Below are 24,431 nucleotides of genomic sequence, written 5' to 3' on the forward strand. Positions count from 1 at the left end.
ACTACTGCATTTATCTTTGCATAGCCTTTAGATAGATACTTATCATTATGTATCGATACTTCTTTTCATGGTGCTGACTTTACATTTGAAGGCATTATAAAAATTAGATACTTAGTTGAAGACCCACATTTAAATTGGCATTAATTAACAAAAACCTCTTACTCCATTTTAAAGTCCATTGGAGTAAAAGGTTTTGATTTTTGGGGTAATATATTTAACAAGCCGAATAATAGAGATTTATCAACTATAGTTGAACAAGAAAAAAGAGCTGCTTATGTCAAAATTTAAACTCTTAACGAGCCACGGAAGCCCCGTGCAGCATAATAAGAATCTGCTCCATTGTGGTACATAAATACAGTATCGTAGCGACGATCACAAAAGATGGCCCCACCGAATTTTCTAATATTATCAGGTGTTTGCACCCAGCTAGACGTTTTCAAATCGAATTCTCCAAGCTTCTGCAGTTCTCGGTATTGTTCCTCCGTTAAAAGCTCAATACCCATATCAGTTGCCATATCAAGAACGCTATTCTCTGGTTTGTGTTTTTTCCTTGACTCAAGTGCTTCACGGTCATAACAAACGCTTCTGCGACCCTTAGGAGTTTCCGCTGAACAATCATAAAAAATGAATTCGGCTGTCGTTTTATCATATCCAACAACATCAGGTTCACCGCCAGTTATTTCCATTTCATGGAGCGACCACAGTTTATCAGTGTTAGCTTCAAGCTTAGCTTGCACTTTAACCCAATCAAGTCCCATATGGCGGTTCATATTTTTCTCAAAACGGTCTTTCAAAGTTTCAAATAGTTCCTCACGTTGCTCTGGTGAATACTCCTTACTTGTCATATAAGCTTCCTCCTATATTGTTTTTATTCAAATTTGTTTTTGTGTTAATAAATGTACTAACATTAGTAACTCCTGCTTCTATATAACTTCTGACTAAATTCCATTCGTTCTTGTTATTTTTTTGGAACGTTTGAAAGAACAAATTTGCTGTGTCTAATTTCTTACCTTGAATAACCAAAGTAGCAGATAAAATAGCCATAGTTTCGTCATCTCTTAAAGGAAGAACTGTAATTACATTTATCATCCACTCTGCATTATTTTCTTTTGCAAATTTAAAACCTTGTTCCCATCCATTTAATGATTCTTCATAACCAAAGTCAACTATATTTCCATCTGTTATTTCTCTAGCTTTATACTCTTGTGATATTGAGTTTTTCATGCCTGTTAAAGATGAATTTCTCCAAACATCCAAATAAGAATCTAAAAACATTGAAAATGAACTGGGCATTGAGGTCCCTCCTTAATATTGTTTGTAATTACAATTCTATATAAGAAGGAACATACCTTTATTTTAACCTGAACTGTTATTAGAAACATAATAAGTTATTGAAGTGTCCAAATTTATTCATCATCAAAGTCATCCTCGATCTTTTTTTCTGAAATTAAAATAATAAATTCTTTCAAATTAGAGGCATATTCTTCAAGTTCTGCGTCTTCGTGATACCATATATAAATCTCATTCTCCATTCTTCCATTATTAATTTTAAAACATAATTTATCTCCCGAATCATCATCACCAATTGCTATAAGCTCTTTTGAGATATCTTCTTTGACCTCAGTGTTTTGTCTAACAATATCATCCCAAGTCTTTTTAGGATTTCTCTGGTCTTTGATAGGAAAAAGTGTCCATTCACCTACTTCTGCATTATTGATTAACTTGAAAAGTTCCTTATATTGTCCTGGGAAGACTGCACCTAGCTTATCTTCCGTTTCCTTTATGTCTGATTCATTAACGCCGGTTTTCCTTGTATGTATTAGTCCTATTACATCTTTCATTAAATAACCTTCCTGTCGTTTTTAATATTTTTCCTTCTATAACTTCACCTATTTATTTTGTTGAAGAAAAAACAACTCAGTCACTTTGAATTTCAAAGCAAAAATATCCAAATGGCAAATGCTTTTCTTTTAATTTCATTTCAGATTTTGCTATTTTCATCATCTTGAGTAGAATTTCTCTTAAAGAGTCCTTATATACTTTAAGTGCCTTTTGATATGAAACAATATCGTTATGTTTACATAATGGATAAAGTATGGCACCTAGATTGATATCATTAAGTACTCTAGGGGTATCTACTGAATCTAGACAATCTAAGATGTGCATCTCTTGGTCCTTTTCATCAAACCAATCTCTGCATTCTATATAAAACATATATTCCTCAAATTCTATTTGGTGATTCAGTTCTTCATTGATATAAAATGGTGTAACTCTAAGACAATTAGTTGTTGAATTACAACTAATAATTTCTTCAAGGATACCTTTTAAATCTGTAATGGTCGGGTAATATCTATATTTCCCCTTATAGTAAGCTGTATTATTGTATATTATTCCATTAATCTTCCCGCTTTTTTTCTTCAACACAATTCACCACTTCCCTGTTTCCCGAGCTAACTTCTTATATTTTGCTTCCTTTAGTTTAACAAGAAAAAAGAGCTGCCTATGCAGCTCATTGATTTGTCAAATGTTTCCCGAGAGAATAGTATGATTATTTATGTTGTTCAACTATTAAATCTATTCCATCTCAAACAGTTTTTGTTCTATCAAATTTAATATTGCAAGTATATAGCTATTATCCTCTTCCAATTTATAATAGAATTTATCATTTTATCATAAGTCACGGGATACCCTTGAAATACAACATATAAATTCTGAGTATCCTTATTTATATTAAATACATCCCAGGAAAATCATTTTAACAATTTGATTAATGCTAGAATTTTTTCATCGTCACCTGGGTCTACGTACACTAGCTTTGTATTTTCAATAATATTGGTGTAGAATTTTTCACCGGCAGGGTAACTGCCATCCCAACGTAATGGAACGTTATAAACATTAATCGTCCCATCCCCATTACCACTATATGTTACTGATCCGTCTACTAACCGAGAACCTGCTAATTGGATGACATCTTCTGGATAGCTAGCACTTGTATCGTCATTAGGATTTATTAGAGTACCAGCAGGAATATGTTGAACATATAAACCATCTATCTCTTGATTGGCACCTAGCTTCAGCCAGACTCGAGCGTATTCAATTTGCTCACTAGAATACGGAGATAGTATTTCTTTATCTCCCTTAGATCCTTCATTTGAATCACTACTGCTATTAGTACTATCTGAATTATTTTTTACCGTTTCTTTTGTAGATGTATCATTTACACCATCAGCGGTCTCCTTTAAAATACTTTTTTCTGTTTCTTTTGTTGATTCTAAAGCAGAATTTTTTTCTGAAGAATCATTTATGTATTCTTCATTAGTGTTGTTAGAGCATCCTACTAGCATACATAAAGAAATATTAAAATAAAGGATCTTAGTTATTTTTTTCATTCGACAACGTATTCCTTTCATTAGTGTAAAATCAGTTAAAGGTTTGATAACATCTTAGAATTTAAAGCAATTGATTTATTAGTTGTCCTGTTGTAAGTATAGTAGCGAACTCTTCATTTAAAGTAGCTAGTGAAGTATTATGTATAGTCTCGGCATCATAGTAATTATCATTTTGGTCTTTCATACCAAACGCTGCTGTCGCATCAGATATAAGGTATGTATTAAAACCTAGATTCCCACTCATTCTTGTAGTCGTAGATACACAATGCGGCGTAGTTAAACCTGTTATTATTAATGTTGTTATATGATTTAATTTCAAGAACTCTTCCAAATTTGTACCAATAAAACTACTATTAACTTTCTTTGTTATAATTACTTCCTCTTCAATGGGTTCAACTAACTCTTTTATAGCAAATCCCTCATTCATTGGATGAAATACAGAACTAGGGTTATCCGACATATGTTTAATATGCACTACTTGCCACCCTTTCTCTCTCCACAACGTTAGAATTCTACTAATGTTTTCTTCTGCATTTAAATTATTTCTCTCTCCCCATTTTTTATCATTAAAAGCTTTTTGTACATCTATCACTATTAACGCTTTATTTTCTTTATCTAACATAATTCCTCCTAAAATTTTGAATTTATCATTTATTTCATTTTATGTGCCTATTCTATTAAGTTCAACTGGAATCGTTATTTTTCAACATTGATCGCTTCTAATTTCATAATGGCACCAAAATACTGTGAAGCCGTAGTTAACGTAATAAACGCAATAAGCTCACTAATCTCTGCATCTGAAAGAGTTTCTTTCAAAACTTTAAATTGAGCATCTGAAATATTCTCTTTTTGTTTTATAAATACCTCCACAAATCCAACAGCAATGGATGTTTTATCATCAAATAAATGCGGTTCAGGTTTTCCCTTTACTTTGCAATACTCACAACCATTACTTTGTGCTAAAGTTCTCCTTACTTGTTCTTTTAATTGAGATGATAAATGCCCATCTTTTTCTAAAATTTCGCCTAATTGATTCCACCCGTTCAATACATCTTTGTTATGCCCTAAAAGTTTTTGAAAAGGGGTCTCCCCGAAATCTGACTGATTAATTCTTGCCATAATTATTACCTCCTTCTAGTATTTATCATACCGAATAATTCTATTGTTTTACATTAAATGTGATATCATTTTAAAGATATTACTTTAAAAAATTAACGTAAAAGGAGAATTTACTTTAAAAATGAAAATAGATTCAACTGATAAGAAAATTATAGATGAATTAAGGCAAAATAGTCGATTATCGATGAGTGAACTAGGAAGAAGAATCAATTTATCTTCACCGTCTGTATCAGAACGGGTAAAACAAATGGAGTCATTTGGAATTATAAAGAGGTATACATTAGAAGTCGATTACGAGAAATTAGGGCTCCCAATCCAATGTATTATAGAAGCAACAGTTAAAAATGGAGATTATAATTCTTTTAAAACATATATTGAAGGTCTTCCAAATGTGGAATTTTGTTACCGAATAGCAGGAAATGCTTGTTATATGCTTAAGATGCAATTCGAGACTTTTTCGAAAGCAGAGGAATTTATAGAAGATGTAAATCCTTACGCCCACACGGTAACACATTTCATTTTTTCTCAAGTCCAAACGAAATTACGAATGGATTCTTATTGATCTTTCCTATTACTTGGTTAACTATGCTGCGTTACGTTAAATGCAACATTACGACAGGGATTGCCGTATTGTGAATGTAAAAAGAGACCATCGAAAAATGATGGTCCTCTTTTTCCTTTATTAATATAGAAATGCTAAGTGATTGTCTACTTGGTAAGTGGACTTAAAAAATAGAACTTCAATATGGTAACTTAGTTTTTTTTAAAGCACACAACGTTTCTAATGTATCTGACATTAAATCCACTTTTCGTTCTATTTCATTTAATTCTTCTCTTACATTACTAATACAGTCCAATAAAACTTCATTTGGTATTTCCTTTTTAAATGATTTTATCAATTGGTATGCTTGCGCTTGTACTTCATAGTTTCCATTTATCAAATGATAAACTAGAGTTTCTATATGTGCTGAACAATCAAATGGTTCTAGAGCATATAATAGTGTTCCTCTATAACCAAGAGTTTTTGGATCATTAATAACATCTATTAACGGTTGAACCACGTCTTCATTCCCAGTATCACTTAAAGTTAAAGCAATGGAATTTCTTAATAATGCATTTTCTGTACTTCGTAAGTATCCAATAAGGAGAGGGATTGCTTGAATGTCCTTGCTTTTGCTAATTTCTTCTAAAATGATTTCTGTTTCATCAAACCTTTCATTTTCTATAGCCAATTTTAATGAATTATTGTACATAATACTTATCCAGACTCCTTATTCTTGTCGTTTACCCTAATTAAAATTAGATAATCCTGTTAATTGATTTAAATATTACGTCAATAACAATGTTCTTGATTTGGATCAAACGTTCGCGACATTCTCTCAGATAATGGATTACTGTTCGCAGTATGGACTCCGCCAGAGAAATCCATTATATTTATTTCATTTACTATCTTATCTTCTTTGTCTATATAAAAAGCTTTTTCTTTATGCCAACCCAAATCAATAATAAATTTTGATGGAGATGAAGTTAAGATATTTCCATGTTCAGGTACTATAAATAGCAAGGCATCGTCTTTAATTTCCAGCTCTTTCTCATTAGGTTGATTGAAATAAATGTTAATACATCCTTTGAAACCTTCAGGTAAATGATAAACGACGGTAGTATTATTGTTTGGTTTACTTAACCACCACACGAGGCCTACCATCAGAACTATACTAATTAAAATCCATAACTTCCTCGCCATATCACTACTCCAATCACTTACTTACAGTTTATGTAGTCGCTTTGATTAACTATTGTTCAATTTAGGCACACCCATTGGTTAAGTAAAAAGCTTCAAGTATTTTTGTTTTTTATTCTTTAAATGTTAACCCTTCTTCTTTTAATGAAGTTCTCATAATAGGTAATGAAGCTGGTCCAATGCCATGAATTTTTAAAATTTCTTTTTCAGTATAGCTTGATAGTTCTTGCAAAGTGTCAATTCCTTCGTGAACTAATGCATTTCTTGCGGGTGAACTGAGTTTAGAAAGGAACCCACTTTTAGGTTTATTCTTTTTATCACAGGTAGGGCAACTTTGACACTCACTAGTTTTGTAAAACTTATGTCCTTTTTCACAAACCCTTAAACTTTTTTCTACTGTCAAATTAATCCCTCCACACAAAGTCTGCAACTAATTTTATCGATTGCTCAGATGTTTTTTATCAATGCCCCATCCGAACAATCGCAAGGATGGTAGATAATAATTCTCCTTTCTAAATTAGTTATATTAGTGTTTTGGTCATTATAAAGTCTATTTGTTCCTCGTCCCCCATATAAAAGGAGTGAGCGCCAGTTTGAATAAACCCCATTTTCTCATAAAAAGCTATAGCATTTTCATTTTTATCCCAAACGCCTAACCAGATTTTCTGTTTATTACTTTTCACCGCAATGTCCATGGCTTTATTAAAGAGATATTTACCAATTCCATGTTTTTGAAATTTGTTCTTTATATAAATCCTCTCTATTTCGAGTGATTCATCACCCATTTTTTCAGACTGAGCATCATTGGTATTGATCTTTAAGTATCCTGCAATTTCATTATTAAAATAAGCAAAAAAGAATTGCGAAGAAATATTTAAAATTTCTTTTTCTAATTGTTTTAAGTTAAATGCTCTTTCTAAATAGGAATTCATATTCTCAGGTGAATTTTGATGCTTAAATGTCTCATTAAATGTTTCATAACTAATTTTTTGAAGCACAGGTAAATCCTCAATAGTACACTTTTTTAAATTTATAGTCATTTCAATACGTCGCTCCTTTAATAATAAGTAAGAAGTTATGCCCTACAAATGTGTATTAGGAAAAAATATAAACAAAAATTGACCCATCGAACTTCGATAAGCCAATTCCATACATAATGTATTATTTTGATAATGCGATTTTTATATGGGCTAAGTGGTGCTCTTCATGCCAAGCTAATTTTGCTACTTTTGTTGCGGCTGTTATTTTACCATTTTCCTGGTGAGTAAAAGCTCGATCTAATTGCTCTTCAGTTAAACTATATCCTAAAGATACGATGCGCTCATTTATACCTTCTAGCATTTTAATAGAACTCTCTATAGGAAGCTTGGTATCCGGTTGAATAGCCCACTTTTCTTGATCAAAAGCTGGTACTGTTGGATTCTCGTCTGTTAAAGCTAGCTTCAAATGTTGATACATATTCAACTGAGAATCTGCAATATGATGCACAAGTTGACGAACTGTCCAGCTACCATCACGATATGTTTTGCTTAATTCCTCATCGCTTAAAGAGTCAACAGTTTCTCTTAAACGAATCGTATAAGTTTCGATTTTCTTTAGCCATTCTTGAATATTTTCTAATGTGACTTTTTTAGGAACCTGTAATTCTCCAATTGGGTATCTTGTATCCATTTTCAATCCCCTTCCCTCTTAGTTGTTTTACTCTTCATTATTACTTAAGTTATTTTACCATATTGTTAAATTTCCGTATCAATTGGCTATATATGTTCATTTTTATTCTCTGCTTGTTTTAAGGCAGGGAACTACCTTTTTAGTTCAGTAAGACCTGATTACGAGCCAGTAAGTATTGGATTAAAAAAATTTCTAATTCTGCGAAGCGAATCACAGTTAAAATCATTTTAAAAAAAGTTTATATAAAACAAATCCAACTATTAAAACAACAATCAATATTAATGTACAATTCCAACCCATACCACCTGTTATATCAGTATAATTTCCATTTTCACCTCGACTAAATCCATCTCTTAATGCACCGCCAGGATTTTTATTTAGTTCTAGTTGCCTTAACCTTTCTCTTTTTTCCTTTGGAGTTTCTTGTCTATTCTTCAAGCCAAACACCTCCTAGATTGCTGTATTATCTATTTTTTATGGTTCACCTTCTTTTACTAAACTGTTTCAATAGTTTAAGGGTAATAATTTATAATGGTGGGCTAAAAATAGAACATCGCAATGCTTTTCTATCTCAAAATACACATTCAATCTTGTTACTACTTTGGAAAAATTACTATTTTGCAGATACCCATTCATATTGAATATCTGGTAAATTTTCTTCGTTTTCATGACCTCTACTTATGATTTCAAACCCATTAGTTTCATAAAATCTTTGTGCCTTTTCATTTACTTCAAATGTGTACAAGATTAATTTCCCACTAGATTGTGCTTTTGCTTTATCTAGTAATGTCCGCCCTATACCGAATCCTTGATATTCTAGATGAATATATAATTGGTTTATTTCCCTATCATTATATGCAATCATTCCAACCACTTCTTCATCAATTAACGCTAATTCTATTTGAAACCGTTCAGGTAATATATTATTTAAAAAATATACATGATTTTCAAAGTCATGTATTTCTTTTTGACCAATAGCCTGTTCCTTACTATCTCGCCACATTTCCATTGTTTGTTCTGCATATTTGGAGTTATACGGAGTAATTCTGATTTTATGTTGCTTCATCCTACGCCTCCTCTTTTGATTTCAGACGAACATCCAAAAACTATAAACGATATTAAAATTAAAAATAGAAATAAACTGTAACAAGCACCTCCTTAATAATAATTGAATAAAATTTTTGTTATTATCTATTGCTATGTTTGACTCGCTTCCTTCACTTTTTTAAACGTATCCTTTGTAACTGGATTCTTCTTTAAATGACTTATGCGACTTGAGAGCTAAATAACCTTTTACATTCATACAGATGAGTTAATTTATTCAAATACGACCATTTTTCACACTGTCGATTGGAACAAAAATATCTCCTTCTTTTTTTATTAAAAAACCTAAGTCAACAAAATATTGAACTTAGGTTTAGGAATTATCTATTTACTTTTACTCATTTAAAGCTGCTTCTTTTTTTAAAGGTATATCGTAAAGTAAGCTAGTAATAATAGATATAATTATTAGACTAGCTAAGATTAGTATCATCGCCGGAGTTCCGTATGCCTCTACTAAAACCCCTCCTATAAATGGTCCAATCATCCGTCCAATTGTAGCCATACTGTTAACGATACCTTGATAGAATCCTTCTTTTCCTTTCGGAGCCAACTGGCTAGCTAACGTGGGAACAGCTGGCCAAACGAACATTTCACCAAAAGTGAGTATGACCATAGCAACTACAAACATCGTATAGTTTTCAGCAAATGCTACTACTACAAAAGAAATCATAAATATGACAAGCCCTAAGACCATTTGCGTTTTAATCTTGTGCTCTAATTTATTTATAATCGGCTTAATAAGTGGCTGAGCAAGTAAGATTAGTGCTCCATTAACTGTCCATAAGAGACTATATTGTTTTAAGGTGATCCCTAAATCTAGCACATAGGTTGAAATAGTCGAAGTCCATTGTACATATATGATCCATGTAAGCATATAACCAAAAGTTACAATCATCATTGCATAAATAGGAGCCATTTTTTTTATTTTCTTCTTTTCTCCTAAAACAGAAGCTTGATGATTAGAAACGATTGACATATTTTTATAAAATACGCCGGCAATCACTAAAAAGAAAACATACGCAAATAAATTTGCTACAAAAATATTGTTGATATTATTATCCGCTACAAGACCCGCTAAGGCAGGTCCAATTGCCACTCCTAAATTCTGGGCTAAATAGATAGAGTTGAATGCTCTTCTACCGCCCTCTGGCCAAACATTTCCTACCATTGCATACATACTAGGAAAGATAATCCCCCCACTAAATCCTAGTATAGCAACGAGCCAAATATATTCGGGCCAGTCATGCCATACAGTCAACGCTGCTAACGACAACATAGACAGGAGAATACCAAACATAATAGACTTATAGCCTCCTATGCGGTCAAACAAATACCCACCCAATAAATTACCTATTACTCCGGTCCCTGCGTTAAGCATTAATACTAAGCCTGCAGTGGTCAACGATTGACCTAAATAATCATGCATATAAATTGTATGTAAAGGCCATAAAAATGAATTTCCTGTCGTATTTATGAACATTCCTATTATTAAGAGCCATACTGCTTTTGGCATTTTAAATACCTCATTTCTTTAGACACTCAAAATATTGTAGCTGTTTTTAGTCACCACTTCAAGATAATTACATCTTTAAATCAAATATTCATGATAAAATAATCCTGTTAAGGAGTGAAGAATATGACTAATAACTTCCCTTTCCCTACAGATGGGAAAAGATACTATACGTGGAACCGATATTTGCGAGACATTTTTGATATGAAGATTTTTAAGGTTGCGCTTGATGCAGGCTTTGATTGTCCAAATCGTGATGGCACAGTAGCATACGGAGGATGCACATTTTGCAGTGTTGCAGGCAGCGGGGATTTTGCTGGTGATAAAGTAGACCCAATTCCGGTGCAATTTGAGAAAATTCGAGATAAGATGCATGAGAAATGGAAGCAAGGAAAATATATCGCTTATTTTCAGGCTTATACAAATACGCATGCACCTCTTCCTGTTTTAAAGGAGAAATTTGAAGCCGCATTAGCATTAGAAGGAGTAGTAGGAATTTCTATCGCCACTAGACCAGACTGTTTACCTGATGATGTAGTGGAATATTTGGCTGAGTTAAATGAACGTACATATCTGTGGGTTGAGCTCGGCTTACAAACTGTCCATGAAAGTACAGCAAAAATAGTAAATAGAGCTCATGATTATCCTAGTTATATAGAAGGAGTTTCCAAGTTAAGAAAACACGGGATCCGTATATGCACCCACATTATAAACGGCTTACCATTAGAAAATCGCGATATGATGATGGAAACAGCTAGAGAGGTAGCAAAGCTGGATGTCCAAGGTATTAAGATTCACCTTCTTCATCTATTAAAAGGAACTCCTATGGTGAAGCAATATGAAAAAGGGATGCTAGAGTTTATGGGTCGTGATGAATATATCCAGCTAGTAGCCGATCAATTAGAAATCCTCCCGCCAGAAATGATAATTCATCGTATTACTGGAGACGGGCCTATCGATTTAATGATTGGTCCTATGTGGAGTTCCAACAAATGGGAAGTGTTAAATGGAATTGATGCTGAGCTAGCTAGAAGAGAAAGTTATCAAGGAAAATTTTATACGAAAACTGGTGAATTAATATGAAGTTAAAAAGAATTCTTCCATATGCAAAAGAGCTTCTTCAAGGGATTGTAAAAGAAGGTGACACAGTTGTAGACGCAACTGCAGGGAATGGTTATGACACACTATTCCTTGCAAGCTTAGTTGGCACACAGGGTCATGTCTTCGCTTTTGATGTCCAAAAGGAAGCGATTGAATCGACCTCTGAGAAACTCAGCAATGCAGAACTAAGAGATCGTGTTTCTCTTATTTTAGATAGTCATGAGAACGTAGGAGAATATGTAAAGAATAAAATTTCTGCAGCAGTCTTCAATCTAGGATACCTGCCGGGAAGCAACCATGAAGTAGTAACTACAGGGAATTCTACTACTAAGGCTATTTCCTCCTTGTTAGACCTTTTGGAGGTCGGGGGTCTTATAGTATTAGTAGTTTATCATGGGCATGAGGGTGGTAAACAAGAAAAAGATGAACTCATTTCTTTTGTTCAACGACTTCCTCAATCTTTCGTTCATGTATTATGCTACCAATTTCTAAACCAAGAAAATGACCCTCCATTTATAATTGCCATTGAAAAAATGAAAGAAAGGTGAATATATGGATGAAGGATGGAGAGACTAACACAAAAAGGAGATTACCATGCCAAAAATTGCTTCTGTTAGTACATACAAACCTCCATACACCCTAGAACAATCGAACATAGAACAATTAACGAAAGAGCTTTTTCACGATAAAATCCCACAGCTCGAACGATTACTAAAAGTATTTGAAAATGGTGACATTAATACCCGAAATTTCTGTGTTCCTTTAGAGTGGCACAAAACCACCCATTCATTTGAAGAAAGAAATTCCACATATATCGATCTTACTACCAAATATAGCGTGGAAGTCATCCAAGCCTGTCTCCAAAACAGTTCTTTTTTAGAGAATAAAGTATCACCAGAAGAAATCGATGCCATTATTTTTGTAAGCAGTACTGGTATATCTACTCCGAGTATTGATGCTCGTGTGATGAATCATCTTCCCTTCTCAGATCGTCTTAAACGGATTCCATTATGGGGACTAGGATGTGCAGGCGGCGCAGCTGGAATAAGTAGAGCGTTCGATTATTGTAAAGCACATCCTTCTGACAAGGCTTTAGTAGTTTGTGTAGAGCTATGTAGCCTCACCTTCCAACCAAATGATTATTCAAAGAGTAATTTAGTCGGTGCTTCCTTGTTTGCAGACGGAGCAGCTTGTGTGTTAGTTTGCGGAGACGATGTTGATATAGCTACTAAAAGACCAGTACCTCATATTATCAAAACAGCATCCAAATGGATGCCCGACTCTGAGGATGTAATGGGCTGGGAAGTAAAAAACAGCGGTTTACACGTTGTATTCTCAAAGAGCATTCCAACAATTATCTCCAAATGGCTTGGTCCATTTATGCACGAATTCTTGAGTGAGGAAAATCTCACTAGTGAGGATATCATTAATTTCGTTGCTCATCCAGGTGGAAAAAAAGTTTTGAAAGCTTATGAGGATTCTCTTAGTCTGTCTGAAAACCAAACAGCTATTTCAAGAGAAGTATTAAAAAATAATGGGAATATGTCTTCACCAACCGTTCTCTATGTATTAGAGCAATTTATGCTTAAAGAAAATACTCCTAATAACTATGGCATGCTAGTCGCTTTAGGCCCAGGATTTTGTGGCGAAGCAGTGTTATTAAATTGGAGGAATTAGTATGTTGTTTTTCATAATCATTGCACTAGTTATTATTCAAAGGTTGGTGGAAGTAGTAATTGCTAAGAGGAACGAGAAACATATGCTGGCTCAAGGTGCATATGAAGTAGGAGCCTCTCACTATCCTTATATGCTAGCCTTGCATATTAGCTTTTTTCTCTTTTTGGTTGCGGAGGTCGTCTTTTTAAACCGAACAACTTCTCCCTTATTTCCTGTATTTTTTTTCGTATTCTTGTTAGTTCAAATTCTTCGCGTTTGGTGTTTAACTTCTCTCGGAAAGTTCTGGAATACAAAAATAATTGTTCTTCCTGGGGCAAATGTGGTTACTAAAGGACCATATCTTTACTTCAGACATCCGAATTATATTGTTGTTTGCACCGAGATATTATTATTGCCTCTAATGTTCCAGGCATACTTTACTGCATTAGCTTTCACATTGTTGAATTTGGCTATGCTGTCAGTCCGAATTCCATTGGAAGAAAAGGCTTTAATAGAAGCAACTGATTATAATGAAGCATTAAAAAAGAAGATATCGGCCTCCTAGGCGATATCTTCTTTTCTTGTATATATCATATTAAATAATGCTGACTCATGCTAGATTATTAAGCTTCTTTAGTCACTGCCTCTTCAACTGCTCGAGCAACTATATAATGTACCGCAGGGTCTAATGGATTTGGTATTAACTCTCCCGGTCTTGTATAATCGACTATTGCCTGAGCTGCTGCAATAAGCATTGGATACGTAATTTCTTTTGCCCCAGCATTTAAAGCACCCTTAAAAATACCTGGGAAGCCAATTACATTATTAACAGAGCGACCATCTGCTGCAAAGGCTGCTCCCGCTGCGATAGCAATAGATGGAAGGATTTCTGGATTAGGGTTGGAAAGTGCTAAAATAATTTGACCTTTTCGCACCATCTCAGGTTTAATCAATCCCTCGACACCTGTCGTAGCAACAATAATATCACAATTCTTCATCATCTCTTCTAATGAATCAATCGTTTTTCCTCCATAGTGAAGAAGACGCTCTTTAGCCGCTTCCTGACGGTCTAAGCCATACACTTCCTCCACACCGTAAGCCATTAACATACGACAAATAGCTAATCCCGCAGCTCCTAAGCCAATCTGACCAATTTTCGCATTTTTTATGTTTACCTCAGTAGCTCGGCAAGCAGAAAGTATAGCCGCTAAAGCCACTACAGCTGTGCCGTGCTGGTCGTCATGCATAACAGGTATTGGAAGCTCTGCTTTCAGTCTTTCTTCTATTTCAAAGCAATGCGGTGAACCGATATCTTCTAATAGAATTGCACCAAATCCTTGGTGAATATGCTTTATAGTTTCTACAATCTCATCGGGATCACTAGTATCTAATAGAATTGGTATTCCGCTCAATCCAACGAACTGATCTAATAGTACAGATTTCCCTTCCATTACTGGCATACCTGCCACGGAACCAATGTTGCCTAAACCCAAAATAGCGGTACCATCCGTTACAATAGCAACGGAGTTTCCGATGGAAGTGAAATATTGGGCCTTATCTGGTTCGTTAACAATTTCCATACATACACTTGCCACTCCAGGTGTATAGATTCTTTGCAAATCTCCTAATGAGCGGACATCATATCTGCTCTTCATTGCAATTTTCCCGCCTTCGTGGGCTTTTAACACATCATCACTGATAGCTTGGATTTTCACACCATTTCCAATTGCTTCAATGTTTTTTATAATTAGCTCGAAGTCTTTTTTAGACTTGCTCGTAACGGATATATCTCGAATAGTTGTCAATGCACCACTCTTTAAAGTAGTGATATCTCCTATATCTCCTTCTCCCATGCCTATGGCAGTCGCTACCTTAGCAAAGTTACCAGGTTTTGAAGGTGTTTCGACGATAATATTACGAATAATATGTTGGTTTTCCATATCTCTCTCCTAATCTCTTACTCTATTTTCAATTATATGATTATAACACAAAAAATCCCCATTTATAAAAATGAAGATTAATTGTTGCTCAATATGTTTGTTTGAAAAAAAGATGCATTTTAAACGATATAACCGATAGATCTCAGTACATTATTAATGAAGGAGTGAGAATATGTAAAAATTTCTTCTCTTTCTGGCTCTAAATACAGATCATGAAAACAATTCTTCCATTCCTTGAATTGATAATCCGATAGCTCCTGTTTTTTCAACCATGCTTTGGCTGCTGCTGTGTCCGTAATCTTATCTCTTTCTCCCGTCATTAATAAAACAGGGACATTAGGAATAGATTCGGGATATTGGCTTACAGTTTTCATCTCATTTTCAAGCTCTTTATACCAATCATGTGAAATAATCGTTCGATAATACGGATCGTTTACTAGATCTTGATAGGCGCTGTAGTTTCTAGTTAGTTCCTTTAGTTCAATGTCATGATTGATCTTCTGCTGCACAGAGATTTTAGCTAATGCCTTTGTCCACTTGGAAGGAAGTTTTTTTAACAAAAGCCACGGAGATGTTAAGATAACACCAGCATATTCCACCTCTATCTTATGTAACATCTTCATAACTAAGGTTGCTCCAAGCCCGTGTCCTACTATAAAAATAGGAAGGTCATATGAAACAGCAACCTGCAATGCTTGCTTTATGTAGTCTTTATAAAGATCAAAGGATTCATCGTGAATGGTCTTGGTTCTCACTAACTCCCCGTGACCTGGCAAATCTCCCATCACTATATGGCAATTTGAGCTTCGCAATTTTTCGATTAGCCAAGCATAACGTCTGTGATGCTCATAGGCACTATGAACAATAATTACAACCGCTTTAGCCTTTTCATCTGACTCCCACTTCCACATGTTCAACATACCTCATTTCTGTAACACTCTCTACGTCCTATTTATTTCTTTCTTTCGATTTGTTTGATAGGATTAATTATACTCTAGAAAAACAAAGGAGCGTGTCTATTTTGATTTATCCATACAAAGATAAGAAACCTTCGATTGATGCATCTGCCTATATTGCTGATTATGTCACAATCACAGGTGATGTTACAATCGGTCCAGAGACTACAATTTGGTTTAATACGGTAATAAGAGGGGACGTTGCCCCTACTATAATAGGAAGCAGAGTTAGTATTCAAGATTTAAGTTGCCTTCATCAAAGCCCAAATAATCCACTCATAATTGAAGATGAGGTAACTGTTGGCCATCAGGTTACATTACATAGCTGTACTATACGTAAAGGCGCATTAATAGGCATGGGGTCCATTATTTTAGATGGTGCAGAAATAGGCGAAGGAGCATTTATTGGAGCTGGTAGTCTTGTCCCTCAAGGGAAAAAAATCCCGCCTAATACTTTAGCATTCGGTAGTCCAGCTAAGATTATACGTGAATTGAATGACGAAGATAAAAAAGATGTCCAACGAATTATTCATGAATATGCTGAAAAAGGACAGTACTATAAATCCATCAAACCCTTATAGAAAGATCGAATTTAAAATAGAATAAATTAGAATTAAGAAACACCTAATTTTAAAATTTTTATAAATTTGACTCCGGTTATTTTTATACAATAATCCATTAAGAGTAAATAGATCCATTTATTTGGTCAGCCTATTTACCGTTAAGCTGTATAATTGTTTGAAAAAAACAAAAGGTATTAAGAGGCTAGCCTCTTAATACCTTCTTTCTTTAGGCGAGGCATTCCAATAGAAGGAAGTCTCTGAATTCTTAAATACCCGCTTTTTGCTTTAATTGCTCTGCCTTGTCGGTTTTTTCCCATGGAGCATCGATGTCAGTACGTCCGAAATGTCCGTAAGCTGCCGTTTGCTTGTAAATTGGGCGACGAAGGTCTAGCATTTTAATAATTCCAGCTGGACGAAGGTCAAATAGATCACGGATATATGATACTAAATCCGCCTCTGCTACTTTTCCTGTACCAAATGTATCGATTGCGATAGAAACTGGTTGTGCTACACCGATTGCATACGCTAGTTGTACCTCACAGCGATCTGCAAGACCAGCAGCAACAATATTTTTTGCTACATAACGAGCGGCATAAGCTGCAGAACGGTCTACTTTTGTTGGATCTTTTCCAGAGAAAGCTCCTCCTCCATGGCGAGCATAACCTCCGTATGTATCAACAATAATTTTACGTCCAGTTAGTCCAGCATCACCTTGAGGACCACCAATAACAAAGCGTCCCGTCGGGTTAATAAAGTATTTCGTTTCCTCTGTTATTAAATCAGTAGGTACTACCGGTTTTATAACATGCTCTTTTAAATCTCTTTGGATTTGTTCTAAAGTTATTTCTGGGTGATGTTGTGTAGAAATAACAATCGTATCAATATGAACAGGGTTGTTATTTTCATCATATTCAACTGTTACCTGTGTTTTACCGTCTGGTCGTAAGTAGTCTAAAGTTTCATCCTTCCGAACCTGTGCTAAGCGACGGGCAAGTTTGTGAGCTAGACTGATCGGTAATGGCATAAGCTCTGGAGTTTCATTACATGCGTAACCAAACATTAACCCTTGGTCTCCTGCTCCAATAGCCTCGATATCTGAATCAGTCATCGCACCTTCTCTAGCCTCTAGCGCTTGGTCTACACCCATAGCAATATCAGCGGATTGCTCATCAATCGCAGTTAAAACTGCTGAAGTTTCAGAGTCAAAGCCGTATTTAGCACGTGTATAACCAATTTCTTGGATAGTCGAACGTACAACTTTAGGTATGTCTACATATGTAGAAGTTGTTATTTCTCCTGCAACTAACACTAAACCTGTAGTAACGGTTGTTTCACAAGCAACTCGTGCATTAGGGTCTTCCGTTAAAATTGCATCTAATATAGCATCAGAAATTTGGTCACAAATTTTATCTGGATGCCCTTCTGTTACTGACTCCGATGTAAATAATCGACGTTGTGTCAAAAGATTCCCTCCTATATCCTGCGAGATTTCTCTCAGGAATTGATACGGTACTCATTCCCATGTCAAGCCAATAGTAAACTTGAAGCTGCTTCGGACTTGGCACACAAGGATTTAGGGCGATGTAAAATAAAAAAACCTTTCACTCACGTAATTACATGAGGAAAGGGATTAATATCATAAACACCTTTCACTCTTATCAATCAAGGAATTTCACCTTGTCTCAGGTTGGGCACCTTTGTAATGATTTTTCAATTACAGGTTGCCGGGTTTCACAGGGCCTGACCCCTCCACCAGCTCGGAATAAGAGTATCCGTTCAATTCACCATCATACGTAAAAATTAGTTATAAGTCAACCGATTAAATGTAATTTTTTCTCAAAAACAAAAATTATTCCAATAATGGGCTTCTATTAGTGTAGACTATTTAGTGTAATGTGTTATACTATTTCACATATCAATGAAAAATCCTCTTTATGTTGACTATTTACATGAAGAGATAAAAATTAAAAAAGGATGGTAATACTAAATGAATTCAATCGATACTGTGAGCGAACTGAACGAATTGTTAGCTGGTAACAACATTAGCCTTCAATTATCAGTACCACAATTGGTGGAAAAAGCTACTTCTAGAGGAGAAGCAGTACTAACTTCAACTGGAGCTGTTAAAGCAGAGACAGGCAAATATACAGGACGTTCTCCACAAGACAAGTATATTGTTGATGAACCTATCTCAAAAGACAAAATCGATTGGGGCTCTGTAAACCAACCTATCTCATCTTCTCATTTTGAAGCACTATATACAAAAGTTATGAACTATTTAAAAGAACAAAATGAACTATTTGTATTCAAAGGATTTGCTGGTGCTGATAAGGATTCGCGTCTAAGCATTCAAGTAATAAACGAGTATGCTTGGCATAACCTTTTTGCTCACCAACTATTTATCCGTCCTTCTGAAGAAGAGTTAGTAGCTCATAAAGCAGACTTTACTGTAATCAGCGCACCAAACTTCAAAGCAGATCCTGCTATTGATGGAACAAATTCAGAGACTTTTATCATTGTTTCTATGGAAAAACGTATTGTTTTAATTGGTGGAACAGAATACGCAGGAGAAATGAAAAAATCTATCTTCTCTATTATGAACTATTTATTGCCAGAACAAAATATTTTGCCTATGCACTGCTCTGCTAACGTTGGAGAAAAAGGCGATGTAACGTTATTCTTCGGCCTTTCAGGTACAGGTAAAACTACATTATCTGCTGATGCTGGAAGAAAGCTAATCGGTGATGATGAACATGGTTGGTCAGATAATGGTGTATTTAATATTGAAGGTGGCTGCTACGCAAAATGTATCGACCTAACAAGAGAAAATGAACCACAAATCTTTGACGCTATTAAATTTGGTACTGTTTTAGAAAACGTTGTTGTTGACCATACAACACGAGTTGCAGATTATGCAGATAACTCTTTAACAGAAAATACACGTGCAGCTTACCCAATTCAATATATCGATAATATTGTAGATCCATCTGTAGCGGGTCATCCAAATACAATCATCTTCTTAACTGCAGATGCATTTGGCGTGCTACCTCCTATCAGCAAACTTACTAAAGAGCAAGCAATGTATCACTTCTTAAGTGGGTTTACGTCTAAATTAGCTGGTACAGAACGTGGAGTTACTTCTCCTCAGCCTGCATTCTCAACATGCTTCGGGTCTCCATTCCTTCCATTGCATGCAACAGTTTATGCAGAAATGCTTGGTAAGAAAATTGACGAGCATGGAGCACAAGTATTTCTAGTGAACACTGGCTGGACTGGTGGAGAATATGGCGTAGGAAGTCGTATGAAGCTTTCTTACACTCGTACAATGGTCCGTGCAGCGATTGAAGGGAAATTAAACGAAGTGGAAACAACAAAAGATGCAGTATTCGGTTTAGATATTCCTACAAGCATCGATGGAGTTCCTTCTGAGGTATTAGTTCCTCGTAACGCATGGGCAGACAAAACTGCTTATGATAAAAAAGCTGCTGAGCTTGCTCAATCTTTCCATGAGAACTTCAAAAAGTTTGGTACCGTATCAGAAGAGATATCTCTTAAAGGCGGTCCAACTGCTTAATCTATATACTTTAAATGGCCGTGAAACTTTTCACGGCCATTTTTTTGTTTATTTGCTTAGTGATAATAATAGCTAAGTCGCTTTATTTGTGCAGACAAGCAATTATTGAAGCAAGGATATATTTCCTTAGTCACCATAGTAATTGTAAAGTTCACTTCTCCTCCACAAATGACGCTTATGTGGAAAACAAATAATAATCATCCATCTATCGTCGCATAAAAGAAGGAGGCCATAGACACTAGTCTATCACCTCCTCCCCTATATATTTAAAAGAATATTACTCCTCAAAGTCGTCGTGATATTCCATGTCAGTAGAAATGGGGAAGATTCCTTTTATCTCTTCTGCTTTTTCTTCATCTACATTAGAAAAAATAATCTCAGAGCCATAATGTCCAATTTCTAACTCTTCTTCGCCCTCTGCATTGAAAAACATCGTGAACCATTTAAGTCCTCCGACTGGGTCAATGGAGTAATTCCGGAAAAACAATCTATTTTCATCGTTTAAATTAACAGTAATTACCTTCATCAATCCCTCATTCATCACTTCAAAGCTTTTTTCACAAAGCTCATTGACTGCATCCTCTTCTTCAGCCCAGCAATGTATAACTACTTCAGAATACTGTGTTGTATACTGATCCCATAAGTCTTCCCAAAAGCTTAAATCTATTGGGAATAACGTTTTTTCCTCTAAACTCATTGACTCTACTTGAATAACTAACTGACCCAAATTATTTTCCTCCTCCATGTTTTTTCATCCAAATACACACGTCTCTCACTACTTGTCGATTTACCTTAGAAGGAAAGTAATGTGTGTAATCCGGATAATACCATGTCTCTACAATTTTGTTATACCCTATTAATGCCTGCTCTAATACTTTTGCATGCTCAATAGAAACATTGACGTCTTTTCTACCATGAATTATTAAAATAGGAGCACTGATTTCTTCTACTCGCTCTAATACATTTCTATCCTCATATTCTTCCTCACGGCTTGAAGGAGTGCCACCAATTACACGCTTCATCATTCTCCGCATATCCAGTCTTTCCTCATATGTAAGAAAAATATCAGTTACTCCTGCCCAGGAAACAAGAGAACTTATGTCTTCTCTTATGACGGCCGTCCATAATGCCATCATACCGCCCCTAGAAAAGGCAAATAGATGAATTTTGTCAGGATTGCAAAATTGCTTTAAGACATCCACTGCATAGACGGCATCCCATCGATCCTCTCCACCAAATTCATCTCGCCCCTCTCCACCACGATTTCCTCGATAATAGGGAGCAAAGACCACAAGGCCCTGCGAAGCAAATTGGGCTATTCGTGCAGGACGAACCATGCCTATCCCTTGAATACCACCCCTACAATAAAGCATCCCATCATAATTCCCCTTTTTAACAGGGAATGCTAGCATTCCTTTTATGCGCAGTCCACAAGACCAGTAAGTGATTTCCTTTAAATGAACATTAGGATTTGGAGATGGATAGACTCGAATCCTATCGATCGTTCCATTTTTCTTCATGAACCCTCACCTCTTTAAGAATAGCTATCATACCTTTATCCTTCATATGAAAACTTAGATTTGTACAAGCTTCCAGCTCCTCCTGAGTAAGCCAGAGTGCTCCATCTGTTTCATATATGGTTGACCCTGTATGTATATCCTCGACCTCTGCGATATATACCGCCTTACAAAAGGGGCTGACATCATGAACTACATATTCTGCAAGCCATCTTAAGTTAGAAACTACTACATTCGTCTCTTCTAGTGTTTCTCGTACGGCAGCCTCCTCTTTAGTTTCATATACCTCTTTTTTCCCTCCAGGAAACTCTATTCCTCTTTTAGGATGGTTTGTTAATAACCATTTATGTTCTTTTTTTGCTAAAACGAGTACATGCTGTGGTTTTATTGTAAATCTATCTTTTTCAAAGGAAAGATCCACCTTATAGCCATTTAAATCATAGAAAGAAATCATATTAGTCTTCTCCCTTTTAATCCCTATTGCCTTAGATTCTTTTGAGATATTTACTTAAAAGTTTAGCATACGCAACAAAAAAAGGCTTAGTAGTTATACTAAACCTGGTTAAGCTTAAAGAATAATGAATAAATAAACAAGCATAATTCCTAAGTCAGCTAAGCTATGGCTAACAATAGATGGTACGATTGTGTGAAATTTCGAACGAAAAATTCCCCACATAATGCCCGCCAGAAAAACTATCATAGCTGCTAGAATATGAAAGGGAGAATTAAAAATAGGCATTACTACTACCAAATGATAAAGACTATAGAAAAAAGAAGTAATCAGAATCGTAAAAGTAGAACCTAATCTTGGATATAATCGATCATACATAAACCTTCTCCAATAAAATTCCTCTAGAATGGGGTTAACAAGAATCAAGAAAAATACTAGAAGAATTACTTTTGATCCTGTAAAATCCCATTGAACCAGTAGAGTAGACAAGTTTTCTCGGTCAATAACCAGTGATTGAAACAAATAGAAAAAGCCATAAATAGCTATTAAACATATGATTCCACTTATAATTCCTACTGTCAGTGAGGATTTTGGCTGTGGTACAAAAAAACGGTTACGATTTTTTCTTCTAAAGCTGACTACAATAGGTATTAGAAGCAACCAACCATAGAAAAGCAGAAAAGTAATCGGGACATTCTGTAAGATAGGAAGACCCAGAATAATCATAATTGTAGGTCCGAATAATAAAACAAGCTGTTTAACCATATAACCTCCTAATTATTTCTAATTTATCACACGGTAAAAGACTTGGCAATGTGCCAAGTCTTAATTTTCCCACTTTTCTTGCTCTTGTTGTTTAAAGTTTTTACCGCCCTCTTGACTATTTTGACCAGCGTTAATCTTAGCTTTGTCTTGAGGAGAAAGATTTAGAAGGGAGCTTGCATTACGATAGGTAGTAGTGTCATTACCTTTACCATTATTATTAATATTTTTTGTCATTATAGATGCCTACTTTCTTTAAAAAATGGAAGCTGTTCAATAAACATTTGAGAATCCTTGTCACTAAACTCGTGAATGAGGGCATACAATTTTTTAATCCGATTATCATATTCCTCATTAGAAAAATCATTACTATAAAGCTTTATCGGTACATGCGCCCTCCAAAATGTATTCATGTCTTTGTGATAGAGCTGATAAAAAAGTGTTTCAAAAACTGGTATAATGTCCTGTCTTGCAGTTATTTCATATTCCCACGGCGATTCATCTGGATATAAATAAACTCTCCTTTGACTCAATGAAATGTAAGCTTTTATTTCTGTCATATCACACATCCTTTTTGTGTAGTATGTACTCAAAACAAAAAAACATGCACCAATTACGGTACATGTTTTTTCTTATGCTTGTACGTCTACTACCGTTCCTTTAAAAGGATGCGAAGCAGGTTGAGGCATATCTTCTAGCATTGTTACTGCAGCTACCGTTTCCATATTGAGTGCATTTTTCAATACACTCATTTGAACTGTTTGTTGTAACTGCGCTAGCTGAGAAGACATTATGGAGTTAATATCCAAAATAATTCCCCCTTACAAGCTTATTATCGGTATAAAATTTGTTTATTTCATTACTTATTGGAATCTCCTAGGAATGCATTTAACATCCATTGGTGTTTCTCTGTTTTTTGATAGATGGCATTCAGAATGTCTTCTGTCATATCATCTTCATCCTTCGCTGCCTCGTCCATACCTTTTTTTAGGGATTTCATAATTTTGTCAAAATCCTTCACTACTGTTTCTACCATTTCCTCAGCTGTTTCTTTATTTGTAGCTTCCTTCACAGCTGAAAGCTCTAAATGCTCTTTTAAGGTAGCTGTTGGTTTTCCGCCTAAAGTTAATAAGCGTTCTGCGATTTCATCCATGTTTAATGTTGTTTCATTGTATAATTCTTCAAATTTAGCGTGTAATGTAAAAAACTGTGGTCCCTTTACATACCAATGAAAATTATGTAATTTTGTATACATTACCGAAAAGGTTGCTACTAGATTATTTAGTTCCTTGTTTAATGCTGCTGACATAATATTGACACTCTCCTCTAGAATTATAGTTGCTTTCTCTTTTCATATACCTCTTATTTTCTTACAAT

At 35.1% G+C, this 24,431-nt stretch carries 33 protein-coding genes and 1 riboswitch; of the genes, 7 read left to right on the forward strand and 26 right to left on the reverse strand.

The window, feature by feature from the left end; genetic code table 11:
• Nucleotides 1-284: 284 nt before the first annotated feature.
• The 7 genes from MKY94_RS14140 to MKY94_RS14170 all read right to left on the reverse strand — a co-directional run bounded on the left by MKY94_RS14140 (nt 285) and on the right by MKY94_RS14170 (nt 4,508).
• The gene (locus MKY94_RS14140) at nt 285-845 is read right to left on the reverse strand and encodes a DUF4256 domain-containing protein (protein ID WP_340844644.1); all 561 of its coding nucleotides are present in this window, start codon (nt 843-845) and stop codon (nt 285-287) included.
• Complete coding sequence (locus tag MKY94_RS14145; RefSeq protein ID WP_342577258.1) at nt 835-1,293, reverse strand: flavoprotein; 459 nt, start codon at nt 1,291-1,293, stop codon at nt 835-837. Before MKY94_RS14145 ends, MKY94_RS14140 begins: the two co-directional genes overlap by 11 nt.
• 113 nt (nt 1,294-1,406) lie before the next feature.
• The gene (locus MKY94_RS14150) at nt 1,407-1,841 is read right to left on the reverse strand and encodes an SMI1/KNR4 family protein (RefSeq protein WP_342577259.1); all 435 of its coding nucleotides are present in this window, start codon (nt 1,839-1,841) and stop codon (nt 1,407-1,409) included.
• Nucleotides 1,842-1,917: 76 nt separating this feature from the next.
• Entirely contained in the window at nt 1,918-2,424 is a 507-nt protein-coding gene (locus MKY94_RS14155; RefSeq protein ID WP_342577260.1) for a hypothetical protein, read from the reverse strand.
• Nucleotides 2,425-2,750: 326 nt separating this feature from the next.
• Entirely contained in the window at nt 2,751-3,389 is a 639-nt protein-coding gene (locus MKY94_RS14160) for a hypothetical protein (RefSeq protein ID WP_342577261.1), read from the reverse strand.
• A 61-nt stretch (nt 3,390-3,450) separates the two neighbouring features.
• Entirely contained in the window at nt 3,451-4,011 is a 561-nt protein-coding gene (locus MKY94_RS14165; RefSeq protein ID WP_144535192.1) for a cysteine hydrolase family protein, read from the reverse strand.
• Between the two features lie 74 nt (nt 4,012-4,085).
• On the reverse strand, nt 4,086-4,508 hold the full coding sequence (locus MKY94_RS14170) for a carboxymuconolactone decarboxylase family protein (RefSeq protein WP_342577262.1): 423 nt from the start codon (nt 4,506-4,508) through the stop codon (nt 4,086-4,088).
• Nucleotides 4,509-4,629: 121 nt separating this feature from the next.
• Here MKY94_RS14170 and MKY94_RS14175 point away from each other — a divergent pair, with 121 nt between their 5' ends.
• Nucleotides 4,630-5,070, forward strand: coding sequence for an Lrp/AsnC family transcriptional regulator (locus MKY94_RS14175; RefSeq protein WP_342577263.1), 441 nt, complete (start codon nt 4,630-4,632; stop codon nt 5,068-5,070).
• A gap of 178 nt (nt 5,071-5,248) precedes the next feature.
• Here MKY94_RS14175 and MKY94_RS14180 read toward each other — a convergent pair whose 3' ends face one another.
• The 8 genes from MKY94_RS14180 to MKY94_RS14215 form a co-directional block, all read right to left on the reverse strand.
• Nucleotides 5,249-5,761 (reverse strand): HEAT repeat domain-containing protein, encoded by a 513-nt coding sequence (locus tag MKY94_RS14180; protein WP_340844650.1) that lies wholly within the window; start codon nt 5,759-5,761, stop codon nt 5,249-5,251.
• A gap of 80 nt (nt 5,762-5,841) precedes the next feature.
• Nucleotides 5,842-6,252, reverse strand: a complete 411-nt coding sequence (locus tag MKY94_RS14185; RefSeq protein ID WP_342577264.1) for a hypothetical protein — start codon at nt 6,250-6,252, stop codon at nt 5,842-5,844.
• Between the two features lie 109 nt (nt 6,253-6,361).
• Complete coding sequence (locus MKY94_RS14190; RefSeq protein ID WP_144535182.1) at nt 6,362-6,652, reverse strand: RNA polymerase alpha subunit C-terminal domain-containing protein; 291 nt, start codon at nt 6,650-6,652, stop codon at nt 6,362-6,364.
• Between the two features lie 118 nt (nt 6,653-6,770).
• The gene (locus MKY94_RS14195; protein WP_342577265.1) at nt 6,771-7,289 is read right to left on the reverse strand and encodes a GNAT family N-acetyltransferase; all 519 of its coding nucleotides are present in this window, start codon (nt 7,287-7,289) and stop codon (nt 6,771-6,773) included.
• Between the two features lie 121 nt (nt 7,290-7,410).
• Nucleotides 7,411-7,920: a YfiT family bacillithiol transferase gene (locus tag MKY94_RS14200; protein WP_342577266.1), complete on the reverse strand. Its 510-nt coding sequence runs from the start codon at nt 7,918-7,920 to the stop codon at nt 7,411-7,413.
• 222 nt (nt 7,921-8,142) lie between these two features.
• Nucleotides 8,143-8,358 carry a DUF6366 family protein gene (locus MKY94_RS14205; protein ID WP_342577268.1) on the reverse strand — a complete coding sequence of 72 codons (216 nt, stop codon included), beginning with the start codon at nt 8,356-8,358 and terminating at the stop codon, nt 8,143-8,145.
• Nucleotides 8,359-8,533: 175 nt separating this feature from the next.
• Nucleotides 8,534-8,986, reverse strand: a complete 453-nt coding sequence (locus MKY94_RS14210) for a GNAT family N-acetyltransferase (protein WP_342577270.1) — start codon at nt 8,984-8,986, stop codon at nt 8,534-8,536.
• A 372-nt stretch (nt 8,987-9,358) separates the two neighbouring features.
• Nucleotides 9,359-10,537 (reverse strand): MFS transporter, encoded by a 1,179-nt coding sequence (locus MKY94_RS14215; protein ID WP_144535177.1) that lies wholly within the window; start codon nt 10,535-10,537, stop codon nt 9,359-9,361.
• A 123-nt stretch (nt 10,538-10,660) separates the two neighbouring features.
• On the opposite strand from MKY94_RS14215, the gene MKY94_RS14220 reads away from it, so the two are divergent.
• From MKY94_RS14220 to MKY94_RS14235, 4 genes are read left to right on the forward strand one after another with little or no spacing between them, the layout of a single operon-like run.
• Nucleotides 10,661-11,617: a TIGR01212 family radical SAM protein gene (locus tag MKY94_RS14220; protein ID WP_144535175.1), complete on the forward strand. Its 957-nt coding sequence runs from the start codon at nt 10,661-10,663 to the stop codon at nt 11,615-11,617.
• Nucleotides 11,614-12,183, forward strand: coding sequence for a class I SAM-dependent methyltransferase (locus MKY94_RS14225; protein WP_151113407.1), 570 nt, complete (start codon nt 11,614-11,616; stop codon nt 12,181-12,183). The genes MKY94_RS14220 and MKY94_RS14225 overlap by 4 nt, the downstream gene beginning before the upstream one ends.
• A gap of 46 nt (nt 12,184-12,229) precedes the next feature.
• Entirely contained in the window at nt 12,230-13,312 is a 1,083-nt protein-coding gene (locus MKY94_RS14230) for a 3-oxoacyl-[acyl-carrier-protein] synthase III C-terminal domain-containing protein (protein ID WP_342577272.1), read from the forward strand.
• 1 nt (nt 13,313) lies between these two features.
• A complete protein-coding gene (locus tag MKY94_RS14235; protein ID WP_144535169.1) occupies nt 13,314-13,856 on the forward strand; it encodes an isoprenylcysteine carboxylmethyltransferase family protein in 543 nt (180 codons plus the stop codon).
• A 58-nt stretch (nt 13,857-13,914) separates the two neighbouring features.
• On the opposite strand, the gene MKY94_RS14240 is transcribed toward MKY94_RS14235, so the two are convergent.
• Together MKY94_RS14240 and MKY94_RS14245 are read right to left on the reverse strand one after the other, a co-directional pair.
• Nucleotides 13,915-15,231, reverse strand: a complete 1,317-nt coding sequence (locus MKY94_RS14240; protein WP_342577273.1) for a malic enzyme-like NAD(P)-binding protein — start codon at nt 15,229-15,231, stop codon at nt 13,915-13,917.
• A gap of 119 nt (nt 15,232-15,350) precedes the next feature.
• Nucleotides 15,351-16,142, reverse strand: coding sequence for an alpha/beta hydrolase (locus MKY94_RS14245; protein ID WP_342577274.1), 792 nt, complete (start codon nt 16,140-16,142; stop codon nt 15,351-15,353).
• A 110-nt stretch (nt 16,143-16,252) separates the two neighbouring features.
• Between MKY94_RS14245 and MKY94_RS14250 the strand changes: the two genes are divergently transcribed.
• A complete protein-coding gene (locus tag MKY94_RS14250) occupies nt 16,253-16,768 on the forward strand; it encodes a gamma carbonic anhydrase family protein (RefSeq protein WP_151113399.1) in 516 nt (171 codons plus the stop codon).
• Between the two features lie 247 nt (nt 16,769-17,015).
• On the opposite strand, the gene metK is transcribed toward MKY94_RS14250, so the two are convergent.
• Nucleotides 17,016-18,212 (reverse strand): methionine adenosyltransferase, encoded by a 1,197-nt coding sequence (gene metK / locus MKY94_RS14255; protein WP_144535161.1) that lies wholly within the window; start codon nt 18,210-18,212, stop codon nt 17,016-17,018.
• 190 nt (nt 18,213-18,402) lie between these two features.
• Nucleotides 18,403-18,519: riboswitch (SAM riboswitch) on the reverse strand.
• A 218-nt stretch (nt 18,520-18,737) separates the two neighbouring features.
• Between metK and pckA the strand changes: the two genes are divergently transcribed.
• Nucleotides 18,738-20,324, forward strand: coding sequence for a phosphoenolpyruvate carboxykinase (ATP) (gene pckA, locus MKY94_RS14260; protein ID WP_151113395.1), 1,587 nt, complete (start codon nt 18,738-18,740; stop codon nt 20,322-20,324).
• A 277-nt stretch (nt 20,325-20,601) separates the two neighbouring features.
• Here the strand turns inward: pckA and MKY94_RS14265 are convergent, their stop codons facing one another.
• The 8 genes from MKY94_RS14265 to MKY94_RS14300 form a co-directional block, all read right to left on the reverse strand.
• Entirely contained in the window at nt 20,602-21,051 is a 450-nt protein-coding gene (locus MKY94_RS14265) for a hypothetical protein (protein WP_154310256.1), read from the reverse strand.
• Nucleotide 21,052: 1 nt separating this feature from the next.
• Nucleotides 21,053-21,844: a prolyl oligopeptidase family serine peptidase gene (locus MKY94_RS14270; RefSeq protein WP_151113393.1), complete on the reverse strand. Its 792-nt coding sequence runs from the start codon at nt 21,842-21,844 to the stop codon at nt 21,053-21,055.
• Complete coding sequence (locus MKY94_RS14275; protein ID WP_342577275.1) at nt 21,819-22,295, reverse strand: NUDIX domain-containing protein; 477 nt, start codon at nt 22,293-22,295, stop codon at nt 21,819-21,821. The genes MKY94_RS14270 and MKY94_RS14275 overlap by 26 nt, the downstream gene beginning before the upstream one ends.
• 114 nt (nt 22,296-22,409) lie before the next feature.
• Complete coding sequence (locus tag MKY94_RS14280) at nt 22,410-23,057, reverse strand: type II CAAX endopeptidase family protein (RefSeq protein ID WP_151113389.1); 648 nt, start codon at nt 23,055-23,057, stop codon at nt 22,410-22,412.
• 60 nt (nt 23,058-23,117) lie between these two features.
• Nucleotides 23,118-23,291, reverse strand: coding sequence for a hypothetical protein (locus MKY94_RS14285; protein ID WP_154310252.1), 174 nt, complete (start codon nt 23,289-23,291; stop codon nt 23,118-23,120).
• Nucleotides 23,291-23,614 carry a transposase gene (locus MKY94_RS14290; protein WP_144535149.1) on the reverse strand — a complete coding sequence of 108 codons (324 nt, stop codon included), beginning with the start codon at nt 23,612-23,614 and terminating at the stop codon, nt 23,291-23,293. Before MKY94_RS14290 ends, MKY94_RS14285 begins: the two co-directional genes overlap by 1 nt.
• A gap of 72 nt (nt 23,615-23,686) precedes the next feature.
• A complete protein-coding gene (locus tag MKY94_RS14295; protein ID WP_151113387.1) occupies nt 23,687-23,863 on the reverse strand; it encodes a putative motility protein in 177 nt (58 codons plus the stop codon).
• A 50-nt stretch (nt 23,864-23,913) separates the two neighbouring features.
• Nucleotides 23,914-24,363 carry a DNA starvation/stationary phase protection protein gene (locus tag MKY94_RS14300; RefSeq protein ID WP_144535145.1) on the reverse strand — a complete coding sequence of 150 codons (450 nt, stop codon included), beginning with the start codon at nt 24,361-24,363 and terminating at the stop codon, nt 23,914-23,916.
• Nucleotides 24,364-24,431 lie beyond the last annotated feature (68 nt).

The sequence above is a fragment of the Psychrobacillus sp. FSL K6-2843 genome, from assembly GCF_038626375.1.
In the GTDB taxonomy this organism is placed as follows: domain Bacteria; phylum Bacillota; class Bacilli; order Bacillales_A; family Planococcaceae; genus Psychrobacillus; species Psychrobacillus faecigallinarum.

Bases quoted from the DNA above. Each gene is read 5' to 3' on its own strand.
- MKY94_RS14140 (WP_340844644.1), bottom strand. From the start codon at position 845: ATGACAAGTAAGGAGTATTCACCAGAGCAACGTGAGGAACTATTTGAA.
- MKY94_RS14145 (WP_342577258.1), bottom strand. From the start codon at position 1,293: ATGCCCAGTTCATTTTCAATGTTTTTAGATTCTTATTTGGATGTTTGG.
- MKY94_RS14150 (WP_342577259.1), bottom strand. From the start codon at position 1,841: ATGAAAGATGTAATAGGACTAATACATACAAGGAAAACCGGCGTTAAT.
- MKY94_RS14160 (WP_342577261.1), bottom strand. From the start codon at position 3,389: ATGAAAAAAATAACTAAGATCCTTTATTTTAATATTTCTTTATGTATG.
- MKY94_RS14165 (WP_144535192.1), bottom strand. From the start codon at position 4,011: ATGTTAGATAAAGAAAATAAAGCGTTAATAGTGATAGATGTACAAAAA.
- MKY94_RS14170 (WP_342577262.1), bottom strand. From the start codon at position 4,508: ATGGCAAGAATTAATCAGTCAGATTTCGGGGAGACCCCTTTTCAAAAA.
- MKY94_RS14175 (WP_342577263.1), top strand. From the start codon at position 4,630: ATGAAAATAGATTCAACTGATAAGAAAATTATAGATGAATTAAGGCAA.
- MKY94_RS14180 (WP_340844650.1), bottom strand. From the start codon at position 5,761: ATGTACAATAATTCATTAAAATTGGCTATAGAAAATGAAAGGTTTGAT.
- MKY94_RS14185 (WP_342577264.1), bottom strand. From the start codon at position 6,252: ATGGCGAGGAAGTTATGGATTTTAATTAGTATAGTTCTGATGGTAGGC.
- MKY94_RS14195 (WP_342577265.1), bottom strand. From the start codon at position 7,289: ATGACTATAAATTTAAAAAAGTGTACTATTGAGGATTTACCTGTGCTT.
- MKY94_RS14200 (WP_342577266.1), bottom strand. From the start codon at position 7,920: ATGGATACAAGATACCCAATTGGAGAATTACAGGTTCCTAAAAAAGTC.
- MKY94_RS14210 (WP_342577270.1), bottom strand. From the start codon at position 8,986: ATGAAGCAACATAAAATCAGAATTACTCCGTATAACTCCAAATATGCA.
- MKY94_RS14215 (WP_144535177.1), bottom strand. From the start codon at position 10,537: ATGCCAAAAGCAGTATGGCTCTTAATAATAGGAATGTTCATAAATACG.
- MKY94_RS14220 (WP_144535175.1), top strand. From the start codon at position 10,661: ATGACTAATAACTTCCCTTTCCCTACAGATGGGAAAAGATACTATACG.
- MKY94_RS14225 (WP_151113407.1), top strand. From the start codon at position 11,614: ATGAAGTTAAAAAGAATTCTTCCATATGCAAAAGAGCTTCTTCAAGGG.
- MKY94_RS14230 (WP_342577272.1), top strand. From the start codon at position 12,230: ATGCCAAAAATTGCTTCTGTTAGTACATACAAACCTCCATACACCCTA.
- MKY94_RS14235 (WP_144535169.1), top strand. From the start codon at position 13,314: ATGTTGTTTTTCATAATCATTGCACTAGTTATTATTCAAAGGTTGGTG.
- MKY94_RS14240 (WP_342577273.1), bottom strand. From the start codon at position 15,231: ATGGAAAACCAACATATTATTCGTAATATTATCGTCGAAACACCTTCA.
- MKY94_RS14245 (WP_342577274.1), bottom strand. From the start codon at position 16,142: ATGTGGAAGTGGGAGTCAGATGAAAAGGCTAAAGCGGTTGTAATTATT.
- pckA (WP_151113395.1), top strand. From the start codon at position 18,738: ATGAATTCAATCGATACTGTGAGCGAACTGAACGAATTGTTAGCTGGT.
- MKY94_RS14270 (WP_151113393.1), bottom strand. From the start codon at position 21,844: ATGAAGAAAAATGGAACGATCGATAGGATTCGAGTCTATCCATCTCCA.
- MKY94_RS14275 (WP_342577275.1), bottom strand. From the start codon at position 22,295: ATGATTTCTTTCTATGATTTAAATGGCTATAAGGTGGATCTTTCCTTT.
- MKY94_RS14280 (WP_151113389.1), bottom strand. From the start codon at position 23,057: ATGGTTAAACAGCTTGTTTTATTATTCGGACCTACAATTATGATTATT.
- MKY94_RS14285 (WP_154310252.1), bottom strand. From the start codon at position 23,291: ATGACAAAAAATATTAATAATAATGGTAAAGGTAATGACACTACTACC.
- MKY94_RS14290 (WP_144535149.1), bottom strand. From the start codon at position 23,614: ATGACAGAAATAAAAGCTTACATTTCATTGAGTCAAAGGAGAGTTTAT.
- MKY94_RS14300 (WP_144535145.1), bottom strand. From the start codon at position 24,363: ATGTCAGCAGCATTAAACAAGGAACTAAATAATCTAGTAGCAACCTTT.